Annotated in this window: 27 protein-coding genes; 11 read left to right on the top strand and 16 right to left on the bottom strand. The window is 54.3% G+C overall.

All coding sequences use genetic code 11. From position 1 onward, the window contains the following. Window positions 1-540 carry a GNAT family N-acetyltransferase gene (locus RHP47_RS05345; protein WP_310841245.1) on the top strand — a complete coding sequence of 180 codons (540 nt, stop codon included), beginning with the start codon at window positions 1-3 and terminating at the stop codon, window positions 538-540. Here RHP47_RS05345 and recA read toward each other — a convergent pair. Continuing rightward, a complete protein-coding gene (recA, locus tag RHP47_RS05340) occupies window positions 507-1565 on the bottom strand; it encodes a recombinase RecA (RefSeq protein WP_149818857.1) in 1059 nt (352 codons plus the stop codon). The genes RHP47_RS05345 and recA overlap by 34 nt on opposite strands. Before the next feature lie 74 nt (window positions 1566-1639). Next, window positions 1640-2428 carry a hypothetical protein gene (locus RHP47_RS05335; RefSeq protein WP_149818855.1) on the bottom strand — a complete coding sequence of 263 codons (789 nt, stop codon included), beginning with the start codon at window positions 2426-2428 and terminating at the stop codon, window positions 1640-1642. A 17-nt stretch (window positions 2429-2445) separates the two neighbouring features. On the opposite strand from RHP47_RS05335, the gene RHP47_RS05330 reads away from it, so the two are divergent. Further along, on the top strand, window positions 2446-2919 hold the full coding sequence (locus tag RHP47_RS05330) for a co-chaperone YbbN (RefSeq protein WP_226972021.1): 474 nt from the start codon (window positions 2446-2448) through the stop codon (window positions 2917-2919). A gap of 14 nt (window positions 2920-2933) precedes the next feature. Further along, window positions 2934-4091 (top strand): DUF58 domain-containing protein, encoded by a 1158-nt coding sequence (locus RHP47_RS05325; RefSeq protein ID WP_310841243.1) that lies wholly within the window; start codon window positions 2934-2936, stop codon window positions 4089-4091. Here the strand turns inward: RHP47_RS05325 and RHP47_RS05320 are convergent. Next, window positions 4088-6769: a CHAT domain-containing tetratricopeptide repeat protein gene (locus RHP47_RS05320; RefSeq protein WP_310841241.1), complete on the bottom strand. Its 2682-nt coding sequence runs from the start codon at window positions 6767-6769 to the stop codon at window positions 4088-4090. The genes RHP47_RS05325 and RHP47_RS05320 overlap by 4 nt on opposite strands. Window positions 6770-7204: 435 nt before the next feature. On the opposite strand from RHP47_RS05320, the gene RHP47_RS05315 reads away from it, so the two are divergent. Next, window positions 7205-7465, top strand: a complete 261-nt coding sequence (locus RHP47_RS05315; protein WP_206199935.1) for a hypothetical protein — start codon at window positions 7205-7207, stop codon at window positions 7463-7465. A gap of 164 nt (window positions 7466-7629) precedes the next feature. Further along, on the top strand, window positions 7630-7845 hold the full coding sequence (locus tag RHP47_RS05310; protein ID WP_310841240.1) for a hypothetical protein: 216 nt from the start codon (window positions 7630-7632) through the stop codon (window positions 7843-7845). Here RHP47_RS05310 and RHP47_RS05305 read toward each other — a convergent pair. Together RHP47_RS05305 and RHP47_RS05300 are read right to left on the bottom strand one after the other, a co-directional pair. Next, window positions 7842-9299 carry a DUF58 domain-containing protein gene (locus tag RHP47_RS05305; protein WP_310841238.1) on the bottom strand — a complete coding sequence of 486 codons (1458 nt, stop codon included), beginning with the start codon at window positions 9297-9299 and terminating at the stop codon, window positions 7842-7844. The genes RHP47_RS05310 and RHP47_RS05305 overlap by 4 nt on opposite strands. Then, window positions 9296-10237, bottom strand: coding sequence for a MoxR family ATPase (locus RHP47_RS05300; RefSeq protein WP_286626922.1), 942 nt, complete (start codon window positions 10235-10237; stop codon window positions 9296-9298). The genes RHP47_RS05305 and RHP47_RS05300 overlap by 4 nt, the downstream gene beginning before the upstream one ends. Window positions 10238-10367: 130 nt before the next feature. Here RHP47_RS05300 and RHP47_RS05295 point away from each other — a divergent pair, with 130 nt between their 5' ends. Next, entirely contained in the window at window positions 10368-11108 is a 741-nt protein-coding gene (locus tag RHP47_RS05295; protein WP_286626921.1) for a hypothetical protein, read from the top strand. Between the two features lie 128 nt (window positions 11109-11236). After that, window positions 11237-13765 carry a glycogen/starch/alpha-glucan phosphorylase gene (locus RHP47_RS05290; RefSeq protein WP_286669021.1) on the top strand — a complete coding sequence of 843 codons (2529 nt, stop codon included), beginning with the start codon at window positions 11237-11239 and terminating at the stop codon, window positions 13763-13765. A 76-nt stretch (window positions 13766-13841) separates the two neighbouring features. On the opposite strand, the gene RHP47_RS05285 is transcribed toward RHP47_RS05290, so the two are convergent. After that, on the bottom strand, window positions 13842-14204 hold the full coding sequence (locus RHP47_RS05285) for a DUF6464 family protein (protein WP_149818841.1): 363 nt from the start codon (window positions 14202-14204) through the stop codon (window positions 13842-13844). 112 nt (window positions 14205-14316) lie between these two features. On the opposite strand from RHP47_RS05285, the gene RHP47_RS05280 reads away from it, so the two are divergent. Then, window positions 14317-14967: an exopolysaccharide biosynthesis protein gene (locus RHP47_RS05280; RefSeq protein ID WP_310841237.1), complete on the top strand. Its 651-nt coding sequence runs from the start codon at window positions 14317-14319 to the stop codon at window positions 14965-14967. Between the two features lie 34 nt (window positions 14968-15001). Next, entirely contained in the window at window positions 15002-15628 is a 627-nt protein-coding gene (locus RHP47_RS05275) for a hypothetical protein (protein WP_149818837.1), read from the top strand. Between the two features lie 11 nt (window positions 15629-15639). Here the strand turns inward: RHP47_RS05275 and RHP47_RS05270 are convergent, their stop codons facing one another. The 4 genes from RHP47_RS05270 to RHP47_RS05255 all read right to left on the bottom strand — a co-directional run bounded on the left by RHP47_RS05270 (window position 15640) and on the right by RHP47_RS05255 (window position 18938). After that, window positions 15640-16497, bottom strand: a complete 858-nt coding sequence (locus RHP47_RS05270; RefSeq protein ID WP_149818835.1) for an aminotransferase class IV — start codon at window positions 16495-16497, stop codon at window positions 15640-15642. 12 nt (window positions 16498-16509) lie between these two features. After that, window positions 16510-16833: a DUF1825 family protein gene (locus tag RHP47_RS05265; RefSeq protein WP_149818833.1), complete on the bottom strand. Its 324-nt coding sequence runs from the start codon at window positions 16831-16833 to the stop codon at window positions 16510-16512. Between the two features lie 85 nt (window positions 16834-16918). Further along, entirely contained in the window at window positions 16919-17944 is a 1026-nt protein-coding gene (gene pdxA, locus RHP47_RS05260) for a 4-hydroxythreonine-4-phosphate dehydrogenase PdxA (protein ID WP_149818831.1), read from the bottom strand. 1 nt (window position 17945) lies between these two features. Then, entirely contained in the window at window positions 17946-18938 is a 993-nt protein-coding gene (locus RHP47_RS05255) for a 30S ribosomal protein S1 (RefSeq protein ID WP_149818829.1), read from the bottom strand. Window positions 18939-19161: 223 nt separating this feature from the next. On the opposite strand from RHP47_RS05255, the gene mscL reads away from it, so the two are divergent. Then, the gene (mscL, locus tag RHP47_RS05250) at window positions 19162-19578 is read left to right on the top strand and encodes a large conductance mechanosensitive channel protein MscL (RefSeq protein ID WP_226972020.1); all 417 of its coding nucleotides are present in this window, start codon (window positions 19162-19164) and stop codon (window positions 19576-19578) included. A 12-nt stretch (window positions 19579-19590) separates the two neighbouring features. After that, window positions 19591-20862: a sugar ABC transporter substrate-binding protein gene (locus RHP47_RS05245; RefSeq protein WP_310841233.1), complete on the top strand. Its 1272-nt coding sequence runs from the start codon at window positions 19591-19593 to the stop codon at window positions 20860-20862. 13 nt (window positions 20863-20875) lie between these two features. Here the strand turns inward: RHP47_RS05245 and RHP47_RS05240 are convergent, their stop codons facing one another. The 6 genes from RHP47_RS05240 to RHP47_RS05215 all read right to left on the bottom strand — a co-directional run bounded on the left by RHP47_RS05240 (window position 20876) and on the right by RHP47_RS05215 (window position 26774). Beyond that, a complete protein-coding gene (locus RHP47_RS05240) occupies window positions 20876-22750 on the bottom strand; it encodes a potassium transporter Kup (RefSeq protein ID WP_302679954.1) in 1875 nt (624 codons plus the stop codon). 16 nt (window positions 22751-22766) lie between these two features. Further along, window positions 22767-23963, bottom strand: a complete 1197-nt coding sequence (locus RHP47_RS05235; protein ID WP_286669017.1) for an aspartate aminotransferase — start codon at window positions 23961-23963, stop codon at window positions 22767-22769. Beyond that, window positions 23964-25094: an iron-containing alcohol dehydrogenase family protein gene (locus RHP47_RS05230; RefSeq protein WP_149818819.1), complete on the bottom strand. Its 1131-nt coding sequence runs from the start codon at window positions 25092-25094 to the stop codon at window positions 23964-23966. It lies immediately after the preceding gene. Window positions 25095-25163: 69 nt separating this feature from the next. Next, the gene (psbM, locus tag RHP47_RS05225; protein ID WP_149818817.1) at window positions 25164-25274 is read right to left on the bottom strand and encodes a photosystem II reaction center protein PsbM; all 111 of its coding nucleotides are present in this window, start codon (window positions 25272-25274) and stop codon (window positions 25164-25166) included. 25 nt (window positions 25275-25299) lie between these two features. After that, a complete protein-coding gene (locus RHP47_RS05220) occupies window positions 25300-26397 on the bottom strand; it encodes an FAD-dependent oxidoreductase (protein ID WP_310841231.1) in 1098 nt (365 codons plus the stop codon). Between the two features lie 23 nt (window positions 26398-26420). Further along, window positions 26421-26774 carry a hypothetical protein gene (locus RHP47_RS05215; protein WP_149818813.1) on the bottom strand — a complete coding sequence of 118 codons (354 nt, stop codon included), beginning with the start codon at window positions 26772-26774 and terminating at the stop codon, window positions 26421-26423. Between the last annotated feature and the right edge of the window lie 43 nt (window positions 26775-26817).

Genomic DNA, 26817 nt, shown 5'->3' with positions numbered 1-26817 from the left:
ATGATTGAGATTCGTGCGGCAGAGATCACCGACCTGCCCAGTGTGGCTCAACTCGTGGCACTGAGTTTTCACCCAGGGGGAGGGTGGCAAGCCCTTTGGCGCCGTTTTGTGCAGTTGGGGATGGAGCAGGATTTGCGCGATCGCTGGCAGCGCGAGCGTCCCCACTACCACTGTTGGCTAGCCCTCCTATCCACAGGTCAATCTGCTCTATGTGTGGGGAGTGTGGAAATGCAGCTCCGTGAGATCAAGGGTGAATCCAAACCTTATCTCTCCAATTTGGCGGTGCATCCGGACTACCGGCGGCGTGGCATTGGTCGGCGGCTATTACACACTGTTGAGGGCAGCCTTTGCTCCGCCTATTGCGATCTCTATCTGCACGTCCTTGCTCACAATCAAGCGGCGCAGCAGTTATACGCCCGCTGTGGCTTTGCAGTCGTTGAGGAAGGCTTCACCTTTTGGGGAGAGCGGAAATTGCTCCTACGGAAGTCCCTCGCGGGCGATCGCCCCTATTCCTCGTCAGCCATTTCCTCGTGGGTATGAGTCACCGTATTGGCAGAGACGGCTACCCCTTGGTCTAGCTTTTGCCGCACCTGCTGTTCGACCTCTTGGGCAAAGGCAGGGTTCTCCTCCATATATTTAATTGTGTTGTCGCGGCCTTGGGCAAGATTTTCGCCGTTGTAGGAATACCAAGCTCCTTTGCGGCTAATCACACCGGTTTCCTCGGCCATATCAAGAATGCAGCCGAGATTGGAAATGCCCTTACCAAAAATGATGTCAAACTCAGCAATGCGAAAGGGTGGCGCCACTTTGTTTTTGGCCACCTTGACTTTGGCGCGAATCCCAAATTCCTCCGTTCCCTTCTTCAGAGTTTGCACCCGCCGAATATCTAGGCGCACTGAAGCATAGAACTTGAGGGCGGTTCCCCCCGTCGTCGTTTCTGGGTTACCGTAGGTGACACCAATTTTTTGCCGCAATTGGTTCAGGAAAATCACGGTGCAGCCTGTTTTACCAATATTACCGGTAATTTTGCGCAAGCCTTGGCTCATGAGGCGCGCTTGCAGCCCCACATGGCTGTCGCCCATTTCCCCTTCCAGTTCAGCGCGGGGCACCAAGGCCGCAACGGAGTCCACCACCACAATATCTACGGCTGTCGAGCGCACCAGTTGATCAACAATTTCTAGACCCGTTTCCCCAGTGTCTGGCTGAGCCACCAGTAGGTTTTCAATGTCCACGCCGAGGGCAGCCGCATAGGTGGGATCAAGGGCATGTTCAGCATCGACAAAGGCAGCTACACCACCGGCTTTCTGGACTGCGGCCACCGCATGAAGTGCCAAGGTGGTTTTCCCCGAACTTTCAGGGCCATAAATTTCAATGATCCGCCCCTTCGGCAGTCCACCCCCCAAAGCAAGGTCAAGGGTGAGGGCACCGCTAGAGATGGTTTCCACCTTCATGCGGGTGGCATCCCCAAGGCGCATGATGCTGCCCTTACCAAAGTTGCGTTCGATTTGGGAGACGGCAAGCTCAAGGGCTTTGCGTTTTTCGGAGGCAAGGGTGGTGTCACTCATAGCAAGCTGAAGAAGTTGGCACTTTTCTAGGTTAGCGGATTGGCGAAATTGATGGCTTAAGCTGCGGGGGTGAGTTAGATCAGCTTGCGACGCACAACGATGGCATTATCACCCACCACCGGATCGCGGACAAGCAGGTGACCTTCGGTATCCACCACAATGACGGTCTGATACCCCAAGTCATGGGCAGTTTGCCAAAGGTTCTGGGCTAGTTGATCCTGCTTTGTAGGACTGAGATCATACCAACTGTTGGCCAGCATCAATTCCAAGCGCTGTTCGCTGGGGGTGAGGGTCAGGGTGGGATCAAGGGCGTTGCTGTAGCGATCGCAAAGGGCCAGCAATTGCTGGCGGACGGTGAGGCTGTCACTGACGAAGGTGGAAGGAGCGATCGCCCTTGGTGACGGAGTGGGTGTTGGTGTCGGCTGAGGTATTGGGGCGGGTGTTGCTGCCATGGGTGTGGGTGCCGGGCGGGGTTGCACAAGGACACTGGGTTGGGGACGCTGGGTTGCTTTCACCGTTGGCTGGCGAGGAGATTGCAGCCAACTGAGGGGATTCAACCAGAGCAAAATGAGGAGTAGGGCGATCGCGATCCCAGTTAGAGTAGCGCGGTTATACCGCTCTTGGAGATGGTTCGGCAGCCGTTGCTGCACCCAGCCCATTCCCTGCCACCATAGGGCTGCCCCTCGACCGACCCATGAACGTTCGGGATTCAGCTGCTCTGGGGCGATCGCCCGTTGTGTGGCTACCTTCTTGAGTTGCGCTGTGGCCTTGCTCAGCAGTTCACTGATCCCCTGAAGTGTGGCGATCGTTTCCCGTAACAGCAGGGGGAACAGTTTTTGCCAAAGGGTGGGCTTGGGGGTCATTTGGGCACGCCAATCGATTGGATAAACTATTTTTGATCCTACGGCATCAGATCGCCGCAAATGGCTGCTGCAAAACCGCCGCTGACTGCTACCATGATCCCAAGACAAAACGAGATAACAACGTGAAGGGCATTCAGCAATTTAATATTGAAGGATTCCAGCGGCAAATTCGCAGTGCCCCCGTGCCTGTGATCGTGCATTTTTGGGCCCCTTGGTGTGGCCTGTGCCGCCTCATTGATCCCCTGCTGGATCAACTGGAGCAGTCACTGCCGCACCGGCTGCAAATTCTCAGGATCAATGCTGATGAAAACTTTGCCCTCAGTCGTCACTTCCAACTGACGAGTCTGCCAACCCTTCTTTTTTTCGATCGCGGCGAATTGGTGCAGCGGTTTGATCCCGCCCTTGTCAAGGGGGACTTTCGTCAAGCCTTGCAGCAACTGCTTGCCTACTCCTTTCCTAGCCTCTTGCCCGCTGAGTCCCACCGCTCCTAAGGCGAGAATTTGCGATGGCCAAGCTGCGTCGCCTCAGTCAGTTTTTAGAGGAACGCTGGGTGACCCCCGCCTACGCGGGACTGCTGCTATTGGGCATGAATCTCTTTCTTTTTGCGGCAGCCATTAATTCGATGGCGGGTTGGCTGTACGTGATTACGGGGATCATTTTTGGTCTGCTCTTGGTGGCGGCGATTCTACCGCCGCGCTATTTGCGGGGATTGGTGCTGGAGCGAGCCAAGGTGGCGCCAGTTCATGCGGGCGATCGCCTACGCCTGACCGTCTTTCTGACCAATGCCACCCAAACGCCTCGCCACAATTTGCAAGTGATTGACCCCGTTCCCCGTGATCTATGGTCAGCCACCCAGAGAAAATGTCCCCAACAGGCAATCGCGGAACTGCCACCGCAGCAAACCATTCCTTGGCACTACGATCTGATCCCACCCCGTCGGGGCATTTATGAGTGGTCGCAGCTAATCCTCCGCACCGCTGCCCCCTTGGGCCTCTTTTGGTGTCAGCGCTCATTTCCCGTACCGCAGCAGGTGGTGGTTTATCCGCAAGTTCTGCAATTACAACAGTGTCCTTTGCTGGATCAACTGGGGCAAGAGATTTCCCAAGAGTGGCGCGATCGCCAGCATCATCTTCACGTTGCCCAAGAGGGCATCACCCGTGCCTTACGTCCCTACCGCTGGGGTGATCCTTTGCGTTTAGTCCATTGGCGCACCAGTGCTCGCTATGGCGAACTGCGGGTACGCGAGTTTGACACCTTTAGCGGTGGGAATGCGGTGACCATTGCCTTGGATACCCGTCCCCATTGGATTGGGGAGGACTTTGAGCAGGCGGTGATTGCGGCGGCTAGCCTCTACCTTTACAGTTTGCAACAGCAAATTCCTGTCCAGTTTTGGAGTCCCGCCACGGGGATGCTCCACGGTCAGCCAACGGTACTGCGGGCCCTAGCAGCGATCGCCCCCAGCGACACCGATGCTGAGTATCCCATCGATTCCCTTGTCTGGCTCACCAGTCAATGGCCTAGTCCTGAACCTTTGCCCCCCGGCAGTATCACTGTGCTCTGGGGAGAGCCACCCTCACGACGGCAAGGGGCAATTCTGTGGATTGATCGCGATCGCCCCCTCGGCAGCCAATTACAAACCCCTGTCAGCTACCCCCTGTCTTAGGGCAGCGGGCGCCACTCACCACTGCTAACAAAGGCAGCCCAAAAATAGGGAATTTGCTTACTGGGGTCATTCATTAACTGCAACTGCGCTTGCCGTAGAGCCTCACTGCGTCCCTTGCCAGCCGCTAGATTTTGATAAAAGGCAACCATCAGTTGTTGGGTCGTGGTGTCATCCACCTTCCAGAGGGAACTCACTTGGGTACGCGCCCCCGCCAAGGTAAAGGCTCGCCGCAAGCCATAGACACCATCGCCATTGAGAATATCGCCGCGCCCCGTATCACAGGCGGACATCACCACTAACTCGGTACCATCAAGGTTAATGCCGGTGACTTCAAAAGCCGTTAACACGCCATCATCCACCCCACTCTGCCGTTGATTGAAACCCGCCAAGGCCAAGCCGGAGCGCAACAGTGGATTTTCCCCCCTAAAGGGAGTATTGGCATTGAGACCACGGGTATGTTGCAGGACTTGGGGAGATAGCGGCGGACTCTCTAGGAAAAATCCATGGGTGGCGAGGTGAAGTACCCGCGGCCGCTGCGTTTGTTTGATGGCAGTTTCGGTGGCACTGCTGCCCGTGAGGATCTGCGCTTGGGGCAAGAGCGTGCTTACGGTTTTCACCTCCGTGGCGGTTCCGGGTAACTCCGTAAATGTCAGGCTGCGCAAATCCAGCGATCGCGGGTTCACTCCCCGCTGACTACTTGCCACAGCACGACCACTCCCTTGACTAAACGTGGGATTACCCACCACCAAGGGGGGATTGGCGGGTTTAACCCGCTGTTGCAGCCGCAGCAAGTCGCGTCCTGAGGTGAGCAGCGTGATCGTATAGGACTGCACCAGATAGCGATCCTGCCGATCCACCAAGGCCTCAAAGGGGAGAGTATTGAGCTGACCGTCGGGAGCCACCAGCAGATGGGTACTGCCCGCTAGGAAGGGTTCCAGAGGAGCCAAGAGGCGCTCATAGGCCGCCTTCAAAGAGGGCTTCGTTACGGTAGCGGGCAATCTTGGATCCGCCATCCGCTGGCGTGCTGCCTTAATAACCGTATCGAGATCAGCGACGGTACCCAAGTCACGCCATTGGGGAGCACCCCTATTTTTCAGGGCATAGAGGGCGTAACGGGGCGCTTCCCAGCGGTTGGCTTTCGGGTTGTAGGGCACATACTGGATAAACTCCAACAGCACAGCATTGGCGGGAATCGCTTGCTGCACCGCACTGAGGGTGACGGGGGTAACGTCTAAACGGAAGCTGACATTTTGACTCACCAGTTGCGCTTCCAGTTGGTTGGCACGCTGTTCGAGTTGGCTAATTTGGCTGGCCGGCGGTGGGCGATCGCGTACAAAGTTGAGGCTAGCAATCTGTGTTCGCACACGAATTAATTCATCCAGTTGCTGCTGCCCCGAGGCATCCAGTTGATTGCGCAGGCGACTGGCTGTTGCCGCTAAAACATCCAACAACCGACCTTTACGGCGCAAAATGGTAGTCAAGGCGAGGTTGGCTACTGCTGGATTCTGGGGATTCCCCTGTAAATGGAAGGAAATGGCGGTGTTGGTGGAGTCTTGAAACGTGGCCAGATAGTTGCGCTTGTATTCCTCGGAGCCAACCACGAGGTTGCGGCTGAGGTTGGCCTCTTCAATGTCAAGGGCACGGTTGAGAGCCGTTAAGGCCTCGTTGATCATTCCCTGCGCCCAGTAGGCTTTGGCTAAATTGGCAAGACTTAGCGCCAAATAGGGATGCTCGCCACTGAGGGTACGCTGCCGCAGGGCAATACTGCGTTGATAGAGGGGAAGCGCCGCCCCATAATTCCCCTGTACCCGATAGAGTTCAGCCAAGTTGTTGAGGCTAGTGGCAACATCGGGGTGATCTGTCCCCAGCACCTTTTCACGGATCGCCAAACTGCGTTGGTAAAGGGGAAGCGCCGCGCCATAATTGCTCTGAGCACGATAGAGTTCGGCAAGGTTATTCAACACCGTTGCCACCAAGGGATGTTCTGCCCCTAAGGCGGGTTCGAGGAGACCCAGACTGCGCTGGTAGAGGGGCAAGGCTGTGGTTAGGCTGCCCTGCAAATGGTACATCACTGCCAAGTTGTGCACACTCAAGCCCACATCGGGATGGGTCTTGCCAAGGGCTTGTTCACGGATGGCAAGGGCGCGTTGATAGAGAGGCAGGGCCTCACCGTAGTTGCCTTGATCGGTGTAGAGGTTGGCGAGGTTATTGAGGCTGGTGGCAACATCGGGATGATTGGCGCCAAGGGCTTGTTCACGGATGGCTAAGCTGCGCTGATAGAGGGGAATCGCCTCACTAAAGTTGCCCAGTTCCTTGTAGGTGACAGCAAGGTTATTCAAAGTTGCAGCCACAGTGGGGTGATGGGCACCTAAAACCCGCTCAGCGATCGCCACCAATTCCCGCGAGGGTGCCACTGCTGCGCCATAATTCCCCTGTTTTTGCAACTGCTCAATCTGATTTGTGAGGGCAATGACATGATTACTATCGCCGCCAAAAGAGGTTTTGCGAATCACGTCTAGTTCACTGACAGCGGCACTATAGCGCTGTTGTAGGGCATCCAACCGCTGCATAATATCGCGCAACTGTTGGGCTTCATTTTGTGCGAGTCCCCGCTGGTAAAATCCTGTGGTTGTGGCGATCGCCAACAGAAGCGCAAAACAACACCGATGACCCGACATCTGTCTCATAAAGCACCTGCCGCTGCTGCTTCTTTATCCTAGACAGCCAAGCGTCAGAATGTGTTTCCAATGTAACGACAAATTACAGTTATCCCCTAACCCCTAGGCGTTGCCTATAATAGAAGTGTTACGGTTGTTAACAACTCACGACAATCTCTCATTTTCAACCGAACTTAGCAATAGCAATAGCAGCCTTAATGCTTGACGGACAGGGTTTTCGGCTATTCTTGGGAACACTAGCAAAAACAACAATCGCAGTTAGGGTAAGCTTATCTAAAGGTCATCAATTTGTAAAGAAGTGTGATTCATTTTTCAATTCTTTATTTGTATTGATGAGAATGAAGTGCCTATGAAGTATTTCCACTCACCAATCATCCCAACTGATCAATGTTTCTTTAGGTGATTTTCTGCGTCAACTCAGCCGAGAGTATTTTTATGGATAGTGATGGTTATTTACCAGAGATTCTTACCCTTCTAAGACAATTGCTACCTTTGTTGATTAGCCTTTTAGATGATGCCTTTGCCCTTGTCCTGACCCGCCTCGGTTGCCATCTTCCTTGGCTCGAGAAGATCATGCCTTTTGTCCTCAGTGGAGTGACGCTCTATGTGATTATTCATGGCGGTAAGGTGATCCACGAGTTTTGCCAGCAGAAATGGGAATCACCTCAATCCCCGAATGTATCCCCGTTGCAATAGTGTTAGGAAATCCCCACAAATCCCACTGCATTTTGGTAGTCATTTTTACAATCGTGGGCAATCGCCGTTAAGATCGAGGTGAGGCCTATGACCGGTTGAATGTGGGTGTGGGAAGCGCACGGAAGCCTGTGTCGCCGTGAACAACGGTGAATTCGAGGCAACCTATGGAACTGCAACGTTCAGTCCCCCCAGCAATTGAGCAAGAATTTATTCGACGTCAGGTGGTGAGTCAACTCCTGCAAGCGCGTTTGCGGGCAACTTGTGGGCTGACGCAGACCTCGACACCCCTTCCCCTAGCGACATCAACGGGCGATCGCCCGCCCCTACGGCCATTACAGGAGCCAAGGAATACCAGTGTGATCGAGGCTAGCCAACCCTAGAGGCGACCACGGGCTTTCAGCAGCAAATAGCGATCCACCAGTTGCTCACTCATTTGATCCGCAGGCGCGTCAAGAACCAGAACCCCCTGTTGCTCCAGATGGGCAAAGGCGCGCTGGCGCTGGTGCAGGAGATCGAGAGCGACGGCCTGTTCATAGAGGCTGTTCACTTGATCCACGGCAGCTAAGGGCTGTGGCATCAACGGGCGGTGGGCAAGGGTTTCAATGTAGCGATCGCGCAAAGCAACGCAGAAGGGTAGAAAACGCGGCGTGAGGCGAGCCATGGCTGCGAGGAGTTCTTGGGAAGCCACTTCATCAATGACCTCTGTGAGAACCACCACAAGGGCACGGCGGGTATAGTGTCCCAAGATCGCGCTGACGGTGCCCACATAGTCGGATTCTTCGAGAATGGGTTCACAGCGATACACCTGACTTAGAATCTGCCCCAGATGGGAATCGCCACTTTGAGGCGCAATCCACGTGTGCAGTTGCTGATCAAAAATCCCCAAGCCCACCTTATCCCCCCGTCGCAAGCCCGTCAGCGCCAGTGCCAATGCCGCGTTTAAGCCCCAGTCAAAGCGTTTCAAACCAGCGACAGTAGCGGTCATCAAGCGGCCTCGATCCAAGAGAATAATCAGGGGTTGATCCCGTTCGGGCTCCATGGCGCGCACAAGAGGCCGTCCGCGGCGGGCACTCGCTTTCCAGTCCATGAGGCGCAGATCATCCCCCAGATGGTACTCCCGCAATTCGGCAAACTCGGTGCCCCCCAAGGCATAGCGTCGCCGCTGCAAGCTGCCACTGGATTCTAAACTGAGGCGAATCGAGAGCGATCGCAAGCCCATCAAATCGGGATAGACTTCCACTTCAGTCACAACGGGTGCAAACCAGCGTCGCCACGCCAAGCCCCAAGAACTGCGCAGCCGCACATCGCAGCCTGACCATTGAAAGGCACCCCGTCGCGGTGGAAACACATGGTAGAGCAATTCCAACGTCCTCTGGGCTGAGGCCGCCAAGGCAAAGTAGGGGATTTCACCCGTAAACTCAGCAGGCACATAGTCGTAGAGTTCAACCCAGATCTGCTCATTCAAGGAAACCTCACCACGGGTGTGCAGCCTGAGGCGAATCGGGTTTTGCCGACCAATGGAGAGCCGTGACTCACAGGCGCGATCGAGGGTCAGTTGCCAGCGACCGATGCGGATATAGTCCCACAGGGACAGGCCGAAAATGAACAGATCGTACAGTCCCATCAGGAGCCATCCCAGCCCCAGAGGCCAGTGGTGCAACCATTCCCGCAACTTCCCTTGGGGAACCGCCTCGGCGATCGGCCATAGCTCTGCTGGCAGAAAGCTGGTCAGCACTGGAAAGAGAAGCCCCAGCAGCAAGAGGCCATAGAAGCGAACCGTGGGCACCCAGCGGGGGCGATGGCGACCAAACTGATAACTGGCAGGTGCTTTCATCGAGGAACAGCAACTTTCGCGAGAATACCTTGGATCACTTGGGGCAGCGTGGTGCCGTCTAACTGGGCTTCGGGCTTGAGGATTAAGCGGTGTTGCAGTAGCGGGGTGGCGATCGCCTTCACATCCTCAGGGGTAACATAGGCGCGATCCTCTAACCACGCTTGGGCTTGGGTGGCGCGTAACCAGCCCACTGCCGCTCGTGGGGAAGCCCCCAACAGCAGTTCAGGATGTTGACGACTGGCCTGCACCAAGGCCAACAGATAATCCAGCACCGCAGGCGCCACATGGACTTGCCGCACTTGCTGCCGTGCTGCCAAAACTTGCTCAACGGTAATCAACGGCTCCAAATTGAGTTGATCGAGATCCCGCGCCTCAAAGCCCCCAAGGGCATTTTCAAGCATTTGCCGTTCTGAGGTTGGCTCTGGGTAGGGAACGACTAGCTTAAATAGGAAGCGATCCAGTTGGGCTTCGGGCAAGGGATACGTCCCTTCAAATTCCAAGGGGTTTTGGGTGGCCACTGTCCAAAATAAACCCGAGAGGGGCAGAGTGGTGCCGTCAAGGGTTACCTGCCGTTCTTCCATGGCTTCGAGGAGAGCCGCTTGGGTCTTAGGCGGTGTGCGGTTAATTTCATCCGCCAGCAGCACTTGGGTAAAAATTGGCCCCTTGCGCAGGCGAAATGTGCGACTGTTAAAGTCAAAGATACTCGTACCGAGAATATCGGCGGGGAGGACATCGGGAGTGAGTTGGATACGGCGAAATTCCGCTGCAATTAGACGAGCGAGGAGCTTCACAAGGAGAGTTTTAGCAGTTCCTGGCACCCCCTCAAGGATGACATGGCCTTCGGCGAGGAGCGCCACAACCAACCCTTGGGCGATCGCCCCTTGACCGACAACAATCTCATTGAGACGCTGCTGCAGGCGATGAAAAAGCTCTTTCACACGCGTTCTGTTACTGCTAAACTCTCCCAATGCTAGCAGAGGTCTTGACAATCTCCCCTTGATGACAATCAATAAATTATCGTCTAGGAAAATTGGCTAGAATACAGATCGAGGGACTTTTGGCAAACCTGTGACGACAACAACTTCTCCAATTGCCACCGCTGCCCAACAAATCGTCCAGCATCCGCAGCACAGTCGTCTTTTTAAGCTACTGTATGCCCTGCAGCAAAATCAATGGCCGACTCAAGCGCCGCCGTGGACCGTCAGCGATGTGCAACAGGCCGTGATCCAAATCCTTGAGCAGCTGAAAACCCCCACCCTTTTGGGACAACGCCTAACGGCCATTGTCAATAGTCTCAACAAAGCACCAGCCTACCAGATTCTTTCAGCAGCACTCCTGCAAATTTTGGTGCCCCTCTACACCCAATCCCCAACGGCCACACTGACCATCGAGGCGCCAACCCTCAGCACCGCCGATCTCTACGATTTGCGCTTGGAAGTCACTCGCTACTGTACCCCCCTGCAGATGAAGCTTCTTGTGGCCGCTCTGTTGACCACTAAACCGGTGCATGCTCAAGGCCTAGAGCGGTTTACCCTCATTGATTTACTGCAACGGCTGACCCGCCGCTATGGGGATTTAGAGATCTTGCAGACGCAGATGGCCGCTGCTTTGGCGCGCTTGCCCGATGACCCTCTCTATGCCAGTGGCGGCGATCGCCTGATCAAACTGCTGACTACGCTCTATCAACGCTATCAACAAAGCCCCGCCCCAGACATGACCCTTGGCACTACCCCACCCACCGTTGCCCCACCAGATCCCTCAGAAACCGAGGAAGAACTCACCTGCCAACTGCTCCCCCACAGTCAATAAACGCTAGGGAAGGGCTGGCCTGCTGGTAAAGAGATTCTGTACTTAGCGGGGAATCCTTGGCGATCGCGGTAGAACAGAAGGGAAGGGCTGACTACTAATCGCGTTAATTCTTTGCGAGGATTCCCACAATGACCAGTCTCATTCCGCCCGGTTGTCCCACGGTGCTGACGGAAGACGATCGCACCGGTACGAGTATTGAAACGCTGCGCCGCGCCTTTATGGATAATCTCTTCTTTATCCAAGGGCGATTCCCCGAAGTGGCGACGAAAAATGATTACTACTTGGCCTTGGCCTACACCGTGCGCGATCGCCTACTGTTGCGCTGGTTGAATTCTGCCAAAACCTATCGAGATCAAGAAAGCCGCACTGTTTGCTATCTCTCCGCCGAATTTTTGCTAGGGCCACACCTCGGCAATAACCTGATTAACCTCGGACTCTATGAGGCCGTTGAAGAAGCCATGCGGCAAACGGGTTTGAACCTCAAGGAACTGCTGGATCAGGAGGAAGAGCCGGGCTTGGGCAATGGTGGCTTGGGTCGCTTGGCCGCCTGCTATATGGATTCCCTCGCCACATTGGAAATCCCCGCCATTGGCTACGGCATTCGCTATGAGTACGGCATCTTTGACCAAGAGATTCGCGATGGCTGGCAAGTTGAGATTACGGATAAGTGGTTACGCTACGGCAACCCTTGGGAAATTCCGCGACCAGAGTTGATTTTGCAGGTGAAGTTTGGCGGCTATACCTATAGCTACACCGATGATCAGGGTCGCTATCGGGTCGTTTGGGAACCCCACCAAGTGATTCAAGGGGTAGCCTATGACACCCCAATCTTGGGCTACAAGGTGAATACCGCCAATCTTTTGCGTCTATGGCGGGCAGAGGCGGTGGAGTCCTTTGACTTTCAAGCCTTTAACACGGGCGATTACTACGGTGCCGTCAACCAAAAAATTGCCTCGGAAAACATCACCAAGGTGCTCTATCCCAACGATGAGCAATTGCAGGGCAAAGAACTGCGGCTGATGCAGCAATATTTCTTCTGCTCCTGTGCCCTTCAGGACATGATCCGCCTCTACAAGCAATCGGGGAATAAGGATCTCAGTCGCTTCCACGAGAAGTTCACCGTGCAGTTGAATGATACCCACCCGGCAATTTCAGTGGCAGAACTGATGCGCCTGTTAGTGGATGAGCATCTCATGCCTTGGGAGCAGGCGTGGGACATTACTTGCAAGACATTTGCCTACACCAACCACACCCTCTTGCCCGAGGCACTGGAAAAATGGCCGCTAGATCTCTTTGGCTCACTACTACCCCGCCACTTGCAAATTATCTACGAAATTAACCAACGCTTCCTCGATCAGGTGCGCCTGCAATATCCGGGGGATAACGATCGCCTACGGCGGCTGTCGATTATTGATGAAAGTGGCTGTCGTTATGTGCGCATGGCACACTTGGCAGCGGTGGGGAGTCATGCCATCAACGGAGTGGCGGCGCTGCACTCAGAACTCTTGAAACAAACGGTGCTCAAGGATTTCTACGAACTGACGCCGCAGAAATTTTCCAATAAAACCAATGGCGTCACCCCTCGGCGCTGGATGGTGCTCAGTAATCCCGGATTAACTCGCCTGATTACCGAACGCATTGGCGAAGATTGGGTGAAGCACTTGGATCAACTGCGGCGATTGGAACCCTTGGCAGAGGATCGCGACTTTGCGGCTCAGTGGCGATCGGTGAAGCATGGAAACAAGGAACGCCTTGCGGAATACATTCGCGATCGCGTGGGAGTAACGGTGGATCCCCACTCCCTCTTCTCCATTTTGGTGAAGCGCATCCACGAATATAAGCGGCAGCACCTGTGTGTCCTCAATATCATCACCCTCTATCAGATGTTGAAGGACAATCCGCAACTGGAGATGGTACCCCAAACGTTTATTTTTGGCGGTAAGGCGGCGCCGGGCTACTACATGGCCAAGCTAATCATCAAGCTCATCAACTCGGTAGCCGACGTGATTAACCGTGATCCAGCGGTGCGCGATCGCCTGAAGGTGGTCTTTTTACCCGACTACAATGTGACTCTGGGACAGCGGGTCTATCCCGCAGCGGATCTCTCCCAACAAATCTCAACAGCGGGCTACGAGGCCTCAGGCACAGGGAATATGAAATTTGCCCTCAATGGGGCGCTGACGATTGGCACCCTCGATGGTGCCAATGTGGAGATTCGCGAAGAAGTAGGAGCAGAAAACTTCTTCCTCTTTGGCAATACGGTGGAGCAATTGCAGGAATTGTGGCGTAACGGCTACCGTCCGTGGGAGTTTGCCAATAATAACCCGATACTGAAGCGAGTCCTTGACCTCATCGGCTCTGGTTACTTTTCCCATGGGGATACGGAACTCTTTCGCCCAATTGTGGAACACCTCTGGCAAAACGATCGCTATTGCCTTTTGGCAGACTACCAAAGCTACGTGGACTGCCATCAACAGGTGCTTCAGGTCTATCAAGATCAAGCCCAATGGGCAAAAATGTCGATTCTGAATGTGGCACGGATGGGCAAATTTTCTAGCGATCGCGCCATTCGCGAGTACTGCCAAGACATCTGGCACGTTGAACCGGTGAAAATTGTTCTACCGGAAACCTCCTATATGACGCCCGCTGTGCAGTAGGCTGGCCGTTTCTGGCTCAATCTGAAATCACCCTGATGCTCCCCCTCTGCGCGAGGGGGTTTTTCGCAGCAAAACGTTAAGGTTCTCGAGGCTGGTAATCTCGACAGTCTTGGCAGGAGCCTTGAGGGTTCACAGCACACCGCAACAAGGGTGAAAGCGCATTCCAGCGGCAGGTGGGATCTCCAATCACCCACTGTCCATTGACGAGATGGCGATCGCTGGTAGTATCGCTGTGCTGCACATAGAGGGCAATTTTTTCCAGCTGATAACGTCCGCCACGAAACCGGTAGCGATGACGGCGTTCTAACACGGTATAGGTTTCCCCTTCATGATCCACATGGCAACCAGGTTGGGGTGTCCAGTCGAGATAAACATGACCCAGCGATCGCCGCGGGTTGATCAGGTGCAACTCTGTCGGTAAGTCAGATGGGGTTGCCATGGCTTCAGGTTGATCGCGGCCTTAGGATCGCCTGTCAACTGTGTTGGGCATAACTAACGATCAATCTATCGTATCCTAGCAGTGGCAACATTTCCACCTCCCGTAATTTTTTATGGCAAAACTGTCCACTGACCTCGAATGTGCCTTTTTGAGTCCTGTGCCTAGCCCCAGCGATGGCGAGGTGTTAACGCAGCAACTGGTGTCCTTGGGGGATATTCTGCAGTTGGCGGGAGAGCGAACCTTCGGCTTTTTGCTGGCTGTACTTTCATTGCCCTCGGCGCTGCCTATTCCAGCCCCCGGTTACTCCACCCCCTTTGGCATTGTGCTGTTACTGTTGGGCTGGCAATTGCTCGTGGGTGCCTCAACCCCTTGGTTACCCCCGCAGCTGCTCAAGCGCACGATGCCGCGATCCCAGATTCAAAAGATTGTGCGCACAGCTTTGCCTTGGCTGCGGCGGATTGAATTGATCTCCCGTCCCCGCTTGCGCCCCATTTGCACGACCCGAGGCGGACGTTTGGGCTTGGGAGTTGCCGTGTCACTGATGGCAATCTCGATGATTTTGCCCATTCCCGGCACCAACACCATTCCAGCGATGGGCATTTTTACGATTGGCTTTGGTCTTTTGGATGACGATGGTTTGATTAGTCTGGCAGGGGTGGTTATTTCTCTGATTGGCTTAGCGGTGACCACCTCCATTCTGGTTGCCCTTGCGTGGGGGGGGAATAGTCTCCTCGATGTATTGAAGGCTTGGCTGCATCCGTAATATAGGAGGTAATCTCCTTCCCGACTCAAAGCAAATGAGAACCCTATCCCCTCCCAAGTCCTGTGGCCGATGGTTGAGTGCCGTGGGGGCGATCGCGCTATTAGGGTTGCAGCCCCTCAAAACAGCCGCCAATACCTCGGCAGAAGACTTACCGCCAGCGGTTGCGGGGGCGATCGCGCTGCCGGTCAATGAAAAACAAGTCGTGGTGAGTGAGCAACCCTCGGCAGTGGGCTTAACGGTACCCAGCCTCTGGTGGGCAGTGCAGCAGTTTGGGGATGGGGTGATTCAGCGCTGGCAGGCTTTTCCGGCCATCACAGCGCCGGGGGGTAGAGTTGAAGCCTTTGTGTCGCCGTCTGCTTGGGGACGCCTGCCCTATTTACGGCGTTTTGCCCTGATCAATCAGTTGGGCAATGCCAGTCGCAGCTTTGGTTATCAGTTGATCCTGCGCGATCGCGCAGCGCGCCCTTCGGGCGATCGCCGGCAGGTCATTTATGGTGCCTACACCTGTCAATTTGATGCCCTACCCCTTGAATACCTGCCAGAAGTCACCGATGCCGCAGGCAACCCGATTCCTTTTTTCCCAGCCAGTACCGAACTCGACTGTCAAGTATGGGTGAATCCCAATATTCCCGTCATGTTCCCAACTCAAGGACTTCGCTAAAAGGACTGTATCTAGGCCAGAGTCGCCTTTTCCATCACTGTTAATAATTCCTGCCATAACTTTTGGGTCACAGGCCCTGGACAGGCGGGAAAGATCACCTCATCCACTTGGCGAATCGGCATTAGCAGGCGCACCGATGAACTCAGAAAGCCCTCACTGGCTCTCGCTAGCTCCTGTGGGGTGAGAATCACTTCCCGATGGGGCATGCCCAAGTTTGCAACGATCTGCAACAGCGTCGCTCGCGTAATTCCGTGGAGCATCCCAACAGCAGTGGGGGGTGTCTCGACCACACCCTCACGGACAATCCAGAGGTTACTGGTCGTGGCCTCGGTCATCTGCCCTTGGGCATTGAGAAGCAGGGCGTCGTCAAACCCAGCTTGCTGCGCTTCCAATAGCGCCAAGATATTGTTGAGGTAATTGCCCGTTTTGGCGGCTGGATCAAGGGCAGCAGTGCTCGTGCGTTGCCGCTTGGCAATGGTCAGGCAAATTCCCTGTTCGCTCAATGTTGGTTCGGGGGCGATCGCCATCAACACAATCAATAATCTGGGCTGGGTCGTTGGTTCTGGCAATAGCCCAATGCGGCGATCCCTACCACGGGTCACGACAATCCGAATGTAATATTCTCCCGCTGGGGCAGCCGCTAAGGTGCGTTGCACTTCTTGGGTAATGTACTCATCAGACCACGGCACGCTCATGTAGAGATAGGCCGCTGAAGCACGCAACCGTGCGAGGTGCTCTGGTAAGGCAAAGGGAATCCCGCGGTAGGTACGCATCACTTCATAAACGCTATCGCCGTAGAGAAACCCGCGATCAAGAACAGAAATCGAGGCCTCTGGCGTAATCACCCCATCCAAATTGCAGAGCAACACTCGCCCTCTCCCCTAGGGTTGGCGTTCCACTTCGGCTTTCATGCGCTCAAGGGTTTGATGCATTTGATCAAACATGGCTTGGGCAGACATACCAAACTGGCTGAGTTGGGTCTCCAATTGTTTGATGGTCATCTGCGCCATGAAGTCATCGGACAACTCAAACCGCTTCATAAAAATACGGTAGCGCTCCATGAGTTCTTCCATTTTTTCGATATAAATTTTCTTGCCTTCGCGGTCAAACTTGCCGTACTCGGAGCCAAGCTGCATCAACTGCTGGTAGTCCTGAAACAGGCGTTGTGCTTCCTGTTGAACAATTTCTGAATCAAAGAATCCCATATGACTCTGCCCGATACAGCAACAACCCAAATGCCAACGCTTGACCGTTTGGTTTGTTATCTAGTTGCATTCTATCAAAGGCACTTTAGGCGGGGGGAAGAGGGAAAACCGATCCTTCACTCAGGGTTTGCGCCCAAGCGATCGCCGCCAGAAAACTCTGTGGGTCTGCCATCCCTGTACCCGCAATATCAAAAGCCGTACCGTGATCCGGGGACGTGCGAATAAAGGGCAAGCCAATCGTCGTATTCACCGCTTCCCGAAAAGCGAGCATCTTCACGGGAATCAACCCCTGATCATGGTAAAGCGCGAGGTAGGCATCGTAGGCAGTTGCCGGGGCAGGGCGTCCCCACCACGCATCGGCAGCTCCAATCCAGAGGGTATCAGGGGGCACAGGACCAATCAGTTCAACTTGGGGATACTGCTGCTGGGCTGCTGCGAGCCATGGAATCAGCCAAGTCACTTCCTCTTGGCCTAAGTGTCCCTGCTCACCACTGTGGGGATTCAAGCCAGCAATGGCAATGCGAGGCCGCTCCAGATGCCGCCGCTCCCTCAGAAACTGCACAAGGAGCGCGAGTTTTTCATTGAGGCGTTCGGGGGTCAGTGCTTTGGGCACCTCTTGCAAGGGGATGTGGGTCGTCGCGAGTAAAGTGGTCAGCACCCAGTTGGTTACGGGCGATCGCCCCAAGAACACCATGCCCACGTTGGCGGTTCCTGTAAAGTGAGCCAGCACTTCTGTTTGACCGGGAAAAGCATAGCCTGCCGCCTGCCAACTGGCCTTAGAAATCGGTGCCGTCACAATGCCTGCCACCTCGCCAGCGATCGCCCGCTGAATGGCTGTTTCTAAGTAGGCAAAGCTCGCCGCCCCACTCACCACACTCGGTTGCCCCGGCACAATCACCGCATCGAGGGGATGCTCCCAAATCCGAAGCTGGGCAGGATCAATGGCCACCTGTCCCTGCTGGCAGAGGCGAGCGTACGTTTCCTCTAATACTTGGCCTGTACCAGCAATAAAAAACTGCCCTAACATTTCTGAGGGCAGGTGAGCTAGGGCTTTCAGGAGAATTTCTGGGCCAATGCCCGCTGGATCCCCAAGGGTGAGGGCAAGGGACATCCTAGGCTTCTTGAAGAATCGGCTCAGCCGTATCGTCTTCAGTGGCTTCGGGAATGTCTTCAATGACTTCCTCAGTGGTCTCTGCGGTGGCCTGCTGCTGTTGTTGCAGGAGTTGCTGACGATAGCGCTCTGCCATCTCTTCAGCCTTTTCATAGACCAACTGCGGATTTTTCACCATGTCACCGGGTTCTGGCTCCAGTTGCTTGGTGGACAGGGAAATCCGACCCCGCTCAGCATCAAGGTCAATAATCATCACCTTGACTTGGTCATTGACATTGAAAACACTGTGGGGCGTATCAATGTGATCGTGGGAAATCTCGGAAATGTGCAGCAGACCGCTAACCCCACCAATGTCAATGAAGGCACCGTAGGGCTTAATCCCACGCACGGTTCCAACCACTACTTCGCCCACTTCCAGTTTGTTCATCTTGCGTTCGACAAGGGCACGGCGGTGGCTGAGGACGAGGCGGTTGCGCTCTTCATCCACTTCTAAAAACTTCAGGGGTAGCTCTTCACCCACCAATTCTTCTTTGTTGACACGGGTGCTGATGTGGGAACCGGGGATAAAGCCGCGCAGCCCTTCAATGCGCACAAGGGCACCCCCACGGTTGGTGGCAAAGACCTGAGAACGAACGGTGGCATCTTCCGCTTGCAGTTGGCGAACGCGCTCCCAAGCCCGCATGTACTCAATACGGCGAATCGACAGCGTCAGCTGCCCTTCCTCATTTTCATCCGCCAAGATAAAGAACTCACGGGTTTCGTTCGGTTGCAGGACTTCTTCCGGACTGTCAATCCGGTTGATAGACATTTCTTGGATAGGGATGTAGGCAGCGGTTTTCGCACCGATGTCAATCAGGGCACCCTTCGGTTCGATGCTAAAGACGGTGCCAGCAACAATGTCGCCGGGGTTGAAGTGGTAATCGTACCGGTCGAGTAAGGCTGCAAAATCAGCATGCGTAAAGCCCACGTCTAACGTTTTTTCCTGATTGACCATGCGAGTGTTTTCCTAGCTCCTTTAACGAAAATGGGGGTGTATAGTGAGTTATCAAGCGGGCAGAAGTGGGTGCCATACGCAATCATACCAGCGATCGCTCGAACACTTTCTGACTGGATCTACAATGTTAGCCTAGAGTTTGCCCGTTGGCTAGCGGCATCGCTAAAATTTTGGTCATTGATGAAGATAAGTGTTAATTTTTGTGTACTACTGAGGAGTGGGCATGGGGCGATTGAACCGCCGACAGGTCAAGCAATTTTGGCAGGAGTTTCGCCAATTTGCCTTAAAGGGGAATGTGATTGATCTGGCGATCGCTGTCGTGGTGGGGGGTGCCTTTAGCCGCATTGTCACCTCCGTGGTGGAAGACCTGATGATGCCTTTGATCAATCCCCTGATTCCAGGGGGCGACTGGCGCGAGCTTACGGTCGGGTCGGGGATTAGAATTGGCAAGTTTTTGGGCAGTTTGCTCGACTTTGGGGTGATTGCCCTGAGCTTGTTTATTCTCCTGAAGCTGCTTTTACCCTTGCTACCGAAGAAACCCCCTGCGTCAGAACAACGGGAGTGTCCCTACTGCTTGGAATCAGTGCCCCTCAAAGCAACTCGCTGTCGTGCCTGCACCTCTAAACTCCCCCCCCTGTAGGAGTCCTCAGCAATGCGATCGTGGCAACGCTGGATCGGTGGGCTGTTGGTGGGGCTATGGCTGGCCATCCTCACCAGTTGTGGAACAACGCCGCCTACCCAAGGCACCCAGATTGAATTCTGGACCATGCAACTGCAACCGAAATTTACTGACTACTTCCATCGCCTGATTGCGGAATTTGAAGCCCAACATCCCGATGTCCATGTGCGCTGGGTGGATATTCCTTGGACGGCAATGCAGACCAAAATTCTCATGGCAGTATTAGCGGGCACTGCTCCCGATGTGGTGAACCTGAACCCCGACTTTGCGGCGTTGTTGGCAGGACGCAATGCGTGGCTCAATCTCAATGACTATGTGCCGCCAGCCGTGCGCGAGCGTTATCTACCGAATATCTGGCAGGCAACGACGTTAGAGGGCAAGAGTTTTGCCGTGCCTTGGTACCTCACCTCGCGGGTAACGATTTATAACAAGGCGATTCTTGCCGCCGCTGGGATCGATCGCCCCCCGCAAACCTTTGCTGAACTTGCCAGTGTTGCTAAAGTCGTGAAGGAGAAAACGGGCAAATACGCCTTCTTTATCACGATGGTGCCCGAGGACTCTGCCGAACTGATGCAGGCCATGGTACAGATGGGGGTGAAGCTTGTCGATGATCAAGGCCGTGCTGCCTTTAATTCCCCAGTGGGCAAAGCCGTTTTCCAGTATTGGCTGGATCTCTATCGTCAGGGACTCTTGCCGCCACAGGTGCTGACTGAAGGCCACCGCCAAGGTATCGAACTCTATCAAGCGGGACAAACGGCTCTATTGATGACCAGTCCGGAATTTTTGAACGCGATCGCCACCAATGCCCCCAGTATTGCAGCCGTTTCAGCCCCCGCCCCCCAGTTGACCGGAGACACTGGCAAGAAAAATGTTGCTGTGATGAATTTACTTGTGCCCCGCCAGAGCCGCCATCCTGACCTAGCCGTAGAATTTGCCCTCTTTGTCACCAATAATGCAAACCAACTCGCCTTTGCCAAGGAAGCCAATGTCCTGCCTTCTACACAAGCGGCTCTAGCGGATCCCTACTTCTGTACCATTGGCGAAAATGCCACCCCCGTGGACATTGCCCGATCGGTCAGCGCTCGTCAAATGAACCAAGCAGAGGTTCTCATTCCCCCTCTGCGGGATATTAAGGAGCTACAACGACTCCTCTACGAGAATTTACAGGCAGTTCTCTTGGGACAAAAGACAATTGATCAGGCACTCAAGGATGCAGAAACCGCATGGAATAGCCGTTTGGGATAAATGCTCCCACGTATCAAATCTCTACCTGTATGCCAAGCTCCACTACTTGTTCAGGGGGCAGACGAAAGTAGATCATGGCATCCTCAGCATTGCGATATAGCCAAGCAAAGACAACCTTTTGCCAGTAGGTCATACCGGGGGCGTGGGTGGGGATGATTGTGCGACGGCCTAGGAAGAAACTCATCGGTTCGTTGAGGGGGAGATTGAGGACACGTTGGCAAGTTTCAAGGGCGAGTAGGACATCGGGGCGATCGCGAAACCCCGAGGTAAGGATGATTTCATAAATACCGACATCCGTGACTGTATAGGCCAATTGTTCTGACAAGGGCACATGGGGTAAATTCGCAGTTGCTAAATGGATAAAGATCATCTGCTCATGCAACACATGATTGTGCTGAAGGTTTTGAATAAAGGTCGGTGGAATGGTGTGGGGAAGTGGTGAGAAGAAAACAGCAATCCCCGGCACACGCGCAACCCCTTGACTGAGCAGTTCCTTGAGGGAGAAGTGAGTATTTGCTTGCAGCAGTTGCTGGCGCAGCAGAACCTGACCTTGTCGCCACGTCACTAAGAGCATATAAATAATCCCGCCGAAAACAAGGGGATACCAGCCACCGTGGGGAATCTTGAGGGCATTTCCCATCAGGAAAGCAATTTCAATTACTAAAATACTGACCCAAACAAGGCTAATTTGCAGAATAGACCACCGCCACAAGTGCCGCGCCACCAAAATCAGGCAGAGAGTCGTAACTACCATGGTTAAGTTAACTGCCAAACCATAGGCACCCGCGAGTTCTGATGAGTTTCTAAAGGTGATGACCAAGAGCAGAACCGTAACCAATAGCAACCAGTTGATTACAGGAATATAAATCTGGCCACGGTGATGATCATCCGTGACATCAATGCGCAGCCGGGGCAGATAGCCCAACTTAATAGCCGCAGCAGTCATTGAAAAAGCCCCCGAAATTACCGCTTGAGATGCAATAACGGTGGCCAATGTACTGAGAATGACTAAGGGCAAAACGCTCCACTCAGGCACAAGTTGGAAAAAGAGATTATGGGTAGCCGTTGGATGCTTGAGAATGAAAGCACCCTGCCCCAGATAATTCAAGGCAAGGGCAGGAAAGACTAGACGATACCACGCCAAGCGAATCGGCTGGACGCCAAAGTGTCCCATATCGGCATACATCGCCTCGGCACCCGTCAGTGCCAGAATAACCACTCCCAATAGAAAAAGAACTTGGCTGGGATGGGTGCGAAAGAGTTCTACTCCCCACCAAGGATTGAGGGCGTTCAGAATTGTGGGGTGCTCGAAGATGTGAATCGCGCCAAGAATGCCCAAGGTCATAAACCAGAGGAACATGATCGGGCCAAAGACCTGCCCCACTTGGGTGGTACCGCGATGTTGAAACCAAAACAACCCCACTAAAATGACCCCCGTTAGCGGAACTGTCCAAGTTGCAAACTGGGAACTGAGCACCTCTAGCCCCTCAACGGCAGAGAGAACACTAATCGCAGGGGTAATGGTGCTATCTCCATAGAACATGGCCGCCCCCACGAGACCGAAAATGATCACCCAGCGCCGCCAGTGGGGACTAAGGCGAATTCGGGAGAGGACAAGTGCCGTCAGGGGAAAGATGCCGCCTTCACCGCCATTGTCAGCACGCAGGGCAAAGATTGCATACTTGAATGTTGGAATGAGGACAAGCGACCAGAGGATCAAAGAGAGAATGCCGTAGATATTGTCCGGAGTAACCGTTAGGGGATGAAGGGGATTGAAGGTTTCTTCAAAGGCATAGAGGGGACTGGTCCCTAGGTCACCATAGACGACACCGAGGGCACCCAGAATGAGGAGCCTTGAGGGCTGGTGGGCAGCATTCGTTTTTGTCATGGCCGGATGGAGTATGTTACCGACTTAAGCTATCGAAGCGAATATTGGCTTGAGCCATGCGTTTGAGGGCTTCCCCTAAACGATCGCGATCGGCAATGAGGCTAATGCGCACGTATCCTTCACCCCCTTCGCCAAAAGCATTGCCGGGGGTCACAACAACGCCTGTCTCCTGAAGCAGTTTGAGGGCAAAATCGGTCGAACTCATGCCCACGGGTACGGGCACCCACAGGTACATGGTTGCTTGGGTTGGGGTGAGTTGCCAGCCCAGTTCATTCAAGCCTTGAATCAGAAAATCCCGCCGTTGGCGATAGCGATCGCACACAGAGGCAATGTAGCTATCGGGCAGGCTCAAGGCCACCTCTGCCGCTTTCTGTAAGACGGAAAAAACCCCATAATCTAAGTTCGTTTTCAGGGTACGCAAGCCCTGAATAATGTGGCGGTTGCCCACCACAAACCCCACCCGCCAACCGGCCATATTGTAGGTTTTCGAGAGGGTATGGAACTCAACGCCGATTTCCTTGGCACCGGGAATTTCCAGTAAGCTGGTGGGTTGATAGCCATCAAAGGCTAGTTCGGCGTAGCAAAGGTCATGCACTAGAAGGATTTGATAGTCGCGGGCAAAGGCAACGACTTCTTCAAAGAAAGAGCGGGGGGCGATCGCCGCCGTAGGATTGCTGGGATAGTTGAAGTACAAAACCTTCGCTTGACGGGCAATGTCACTGGGAATCTCACTGAGATCAATGAGCCAGCCCTTTTCCCGTTTCAGAATAAGGGGATAGATGTTGGCACCGGCAATCGCGGGTCCACGAAAATGGGCAGGATAGGCCGGGCTAGGCACAAGAACGACATCCCCCGGATTGACATAGGCAAGGGCAAGGTGCGTCAGTCCCTCTTTTGATCCCAACAGGGGTAAGGCTTCACCATCGGGATCAAGGGAGACATTGTAGCGGCGCTGATACCAACGGGTAATGGCTTGACGGAAAACCGCTGTGCCTTCAAAGGGAGGATAACCGTGGTAACTAGGTTCCTCAAAGGCGGCGATCGCTGCTTCAATCACTGGACGCGGGGCAGAGCCATCGGGATTACCCATCCCCAAGTCAATGAGGTCGAGTCCCTGCTGGCGGGCTTTCAGCTTCAGTTCATCGAGACGCGCAAAGACGTAGGGCGGCAATGCCCCCAAGCGATCGGCCGGCTGAATCCACTCTAACCCCATCTAGCGGGCACTCCCATCTAAGACTGTGGCACTGTAGCCGACCACGGTGGACACCATTGCTTCTAGCAGCAAATCAGGTGTCACCGCAAAAGGTAAATAGTGAATATCGGAGTGGGGAGCGCAGGCAACGGTTGCAGCGTGCTGGAGTTGCGCCAAGCTGGCCTCTTGGAAACCCAAATCCTCTAAACTCAGGGGCAAACCCACCTGTTCATAGAACTGGCACAGCTGATGGCGAGCGCTAGCAGCTAGTTGACTGCCTTGAACTAGCTCTTCCAAGCGTAGTTGCACCAGAATACCGTAGGCCACTTTTTCTCCATGGAGGGTGCCCCTACTTTGGGGCAGTTGGGTCAGACCGTTGTGCACCGCATGGGCTGCCACCGTGCGGCATTGGGCACCCCCCAAACCCCCAATCATCCCTGCCATGAGGACACTGGCATCGACGACATTTTCCCAAGCGGTACTGCCCACATTGGCCAGAGCCTCAGCGGATTGCTGCAAGAGAAGATCGCGCAATACTCGGGCTTGCTGTACCGCAGCCACAATCAGCGTTTCTTGGCGGTGGCCACTACTCACCGAGGCCTCATACCACTTGGCAAGGGCATCGCCAATGCCGGCAAGCAGGGTTCGCTTCGGCGCCGTTTGAATCAGGGCGTAATCCAAGAGCAGCAGATCCGGGCAACGGTGGAGTGTCACATCGTAGGCAAAGGCACCGGCCTCTGTATAGATATTGGAGAGGGCTGTCCAAGCGGCACAGGTGGCTGCGGACGTGGGGATCGTCACTACGGGCAAGTGTAATTGATGCCCCAAAAGTTTAGCGGTATCTAGGGCTTTGCCACCGCCAATGCCAATGATGAGATCACTGCCTTGCGCCTCTTGGCGGAGCTGGGCAAGGGTGGATTCACTGCACTCACCATGGAATGTCCCCACGCTGAAGGTGAGATCATGGGAGCGGGCGATCGCCTGCCACTCCTGCTCAAGCTGCTGATACCGCTGCGGTGAAACCACTAAAAGGGGATGATGCCCCAATTGAGCAATGGCTTCCCCCGCTTGGGAGAGAATGAACCAACCACGATAGACGTGGGTAGGTGCAATACAAAGGGGTGAAAACGAAGCAGCAGTCACAGGCCGTATAAATAAGGACTATTTAGAGCATCTGCGGCAAAAATAGAGTCATTTTCGCTCTAGCCGTAGAGATCTATCTTAGCTGCTCTTCTTCTGACTTTCCGTTTGCACGTACAAAATAATCAAGAACACTGTTGGCACCAAGACAAACATGGCTGTTGCCACCAAGCCAAAAGGATTGACTTCCATGGTATGTACCCCACAACGCTGGCTTTTATTTTATCAATGCTGTGTCCCCCTTGGGGCGATCGCCCTTGGCCAAGGTCAGCCTCAGGGATTGGGCAATTTTTTGGGCGGTGATGGGAGCTAGCAGGATACCATTGCGGTAGTGGCCAGTGGCCAGCCAAGTGTGGTCGTCTATTTTTTCGATGATGGGTGCCGGGCGATCGCTCGGGCGGGGTCGCAGTCCCTGCCACTGTTGAGTTAAGGGAGCCGTTTTCAAAACTGGCCAAAGTTCGATGGCTCTCCCATGCAGTTGATCAAGGGTTTGCGGATTCGCGGTGAGGGTGTTGAACTCCACGGTGGCACCCACCCACACCCGCCCCCAAGGCAAGGGGACAAAATGAATTCCTTCAGCGGTCATTACTGGTGTATTTGCATCAATATCACAGGCAAACTCTAGGGCTTGTCCTAAAACCGGTTCCACAGTGACAGAGCGATTCAGGGCTTGCGTAAGGGGTGTTGTTCCCAGACCCGCCGCTAGGATCAGGTATTCAGTCTCGATGGCTGCTTGATCGAGCTGTAAAATCCATCCCCCTTGGAGCGATCGCTGGAGCTGTCGGACAGGGCTTTGATACAAGAACTTTACGCCCCGTTGATGAGCCGCTTGGCGCAGGGCTTGAGTCAAGGGTTTAGGGGTGACTTGGCGATCGCCTGTTGCCCAAAGTGCGCCGTGAATGTGGTGGATATCCACAAGGGGATATTGATCTTGGACTTCTTTTGGCGAGAGCCACTGCACCCCTTGGGGAGCCTGTTCCTGCAACCATGCTTGGGTGGCGATCGCCTCGTCCTTAGTGGTACAGATTTCGATAATGCCGCGGCGCTGGTAGGGAATCTGAACCCCCGTTTCTGCCTCCAACTCCGGAATGAGGGTTTCATAACGTGCCAAACTGGCCTGCCGTAGTTGAAAGTTGCGTCCACGTCGCCGCCGACTGAGGTGGACAATGAGAACACCAAGAGCCGCACCGGTCGCTTGCCAATCTTCCTCCCGTTGTGCTTCAAGGACAAGAATCGGCGTTTCCGCTGGATCAAGCACACGACTCAGTTCGTAGGCGATCGCCGAGCCAACCACCCCGGCGCCCACAATGGTCACTGTTGCATTTGCTAGCAGCACCGTCACAGTGTGGCAACTGTATTAACTAATTCCCAATTTTCATTTTCGGCAATGGCGCGACTGACACGGTCAAACCATTCAAAGCAGTGATTATTTTTCTTGAGGGTCAGTTCCTTATTCTTGAGCACCAGATCAAACTTGGTGACATCCTTTTGGGGCGTGGTTTTATCAATCAGGACTTCAACCGTGACCAGTTGGGACATTGAAATGGCATCGAGCGCGCTCTCCCGTGCCACGACGTAATCATCCCCCACATGGGTTACCGTCAAATCGCAGGCTTCTAGGGTTTGCACCAGCTCTTCCTTTAGCCGTGCCCGAGGGAGTGCAATGGTAACAACACGAGCATATCGAGCCATAACCGCCAAGTGGTAAACTAATAATTCGCGAACAATGGTTCTA

The organism is Thermosynechococcus sp. QKsg1 (genome assembly GCF_031586415.1).
Classification (GTDB): Bacteria; Cyanobacteriota; Cyanobacteriia; order Thermosynechococcales; family Thermosynechococcaceae; genus Thermosynechococcus.
Note: the sequence above shows the minus strand (reverse complement) of the source record. Positions and strands in the feature narration are given on the sequence as shown.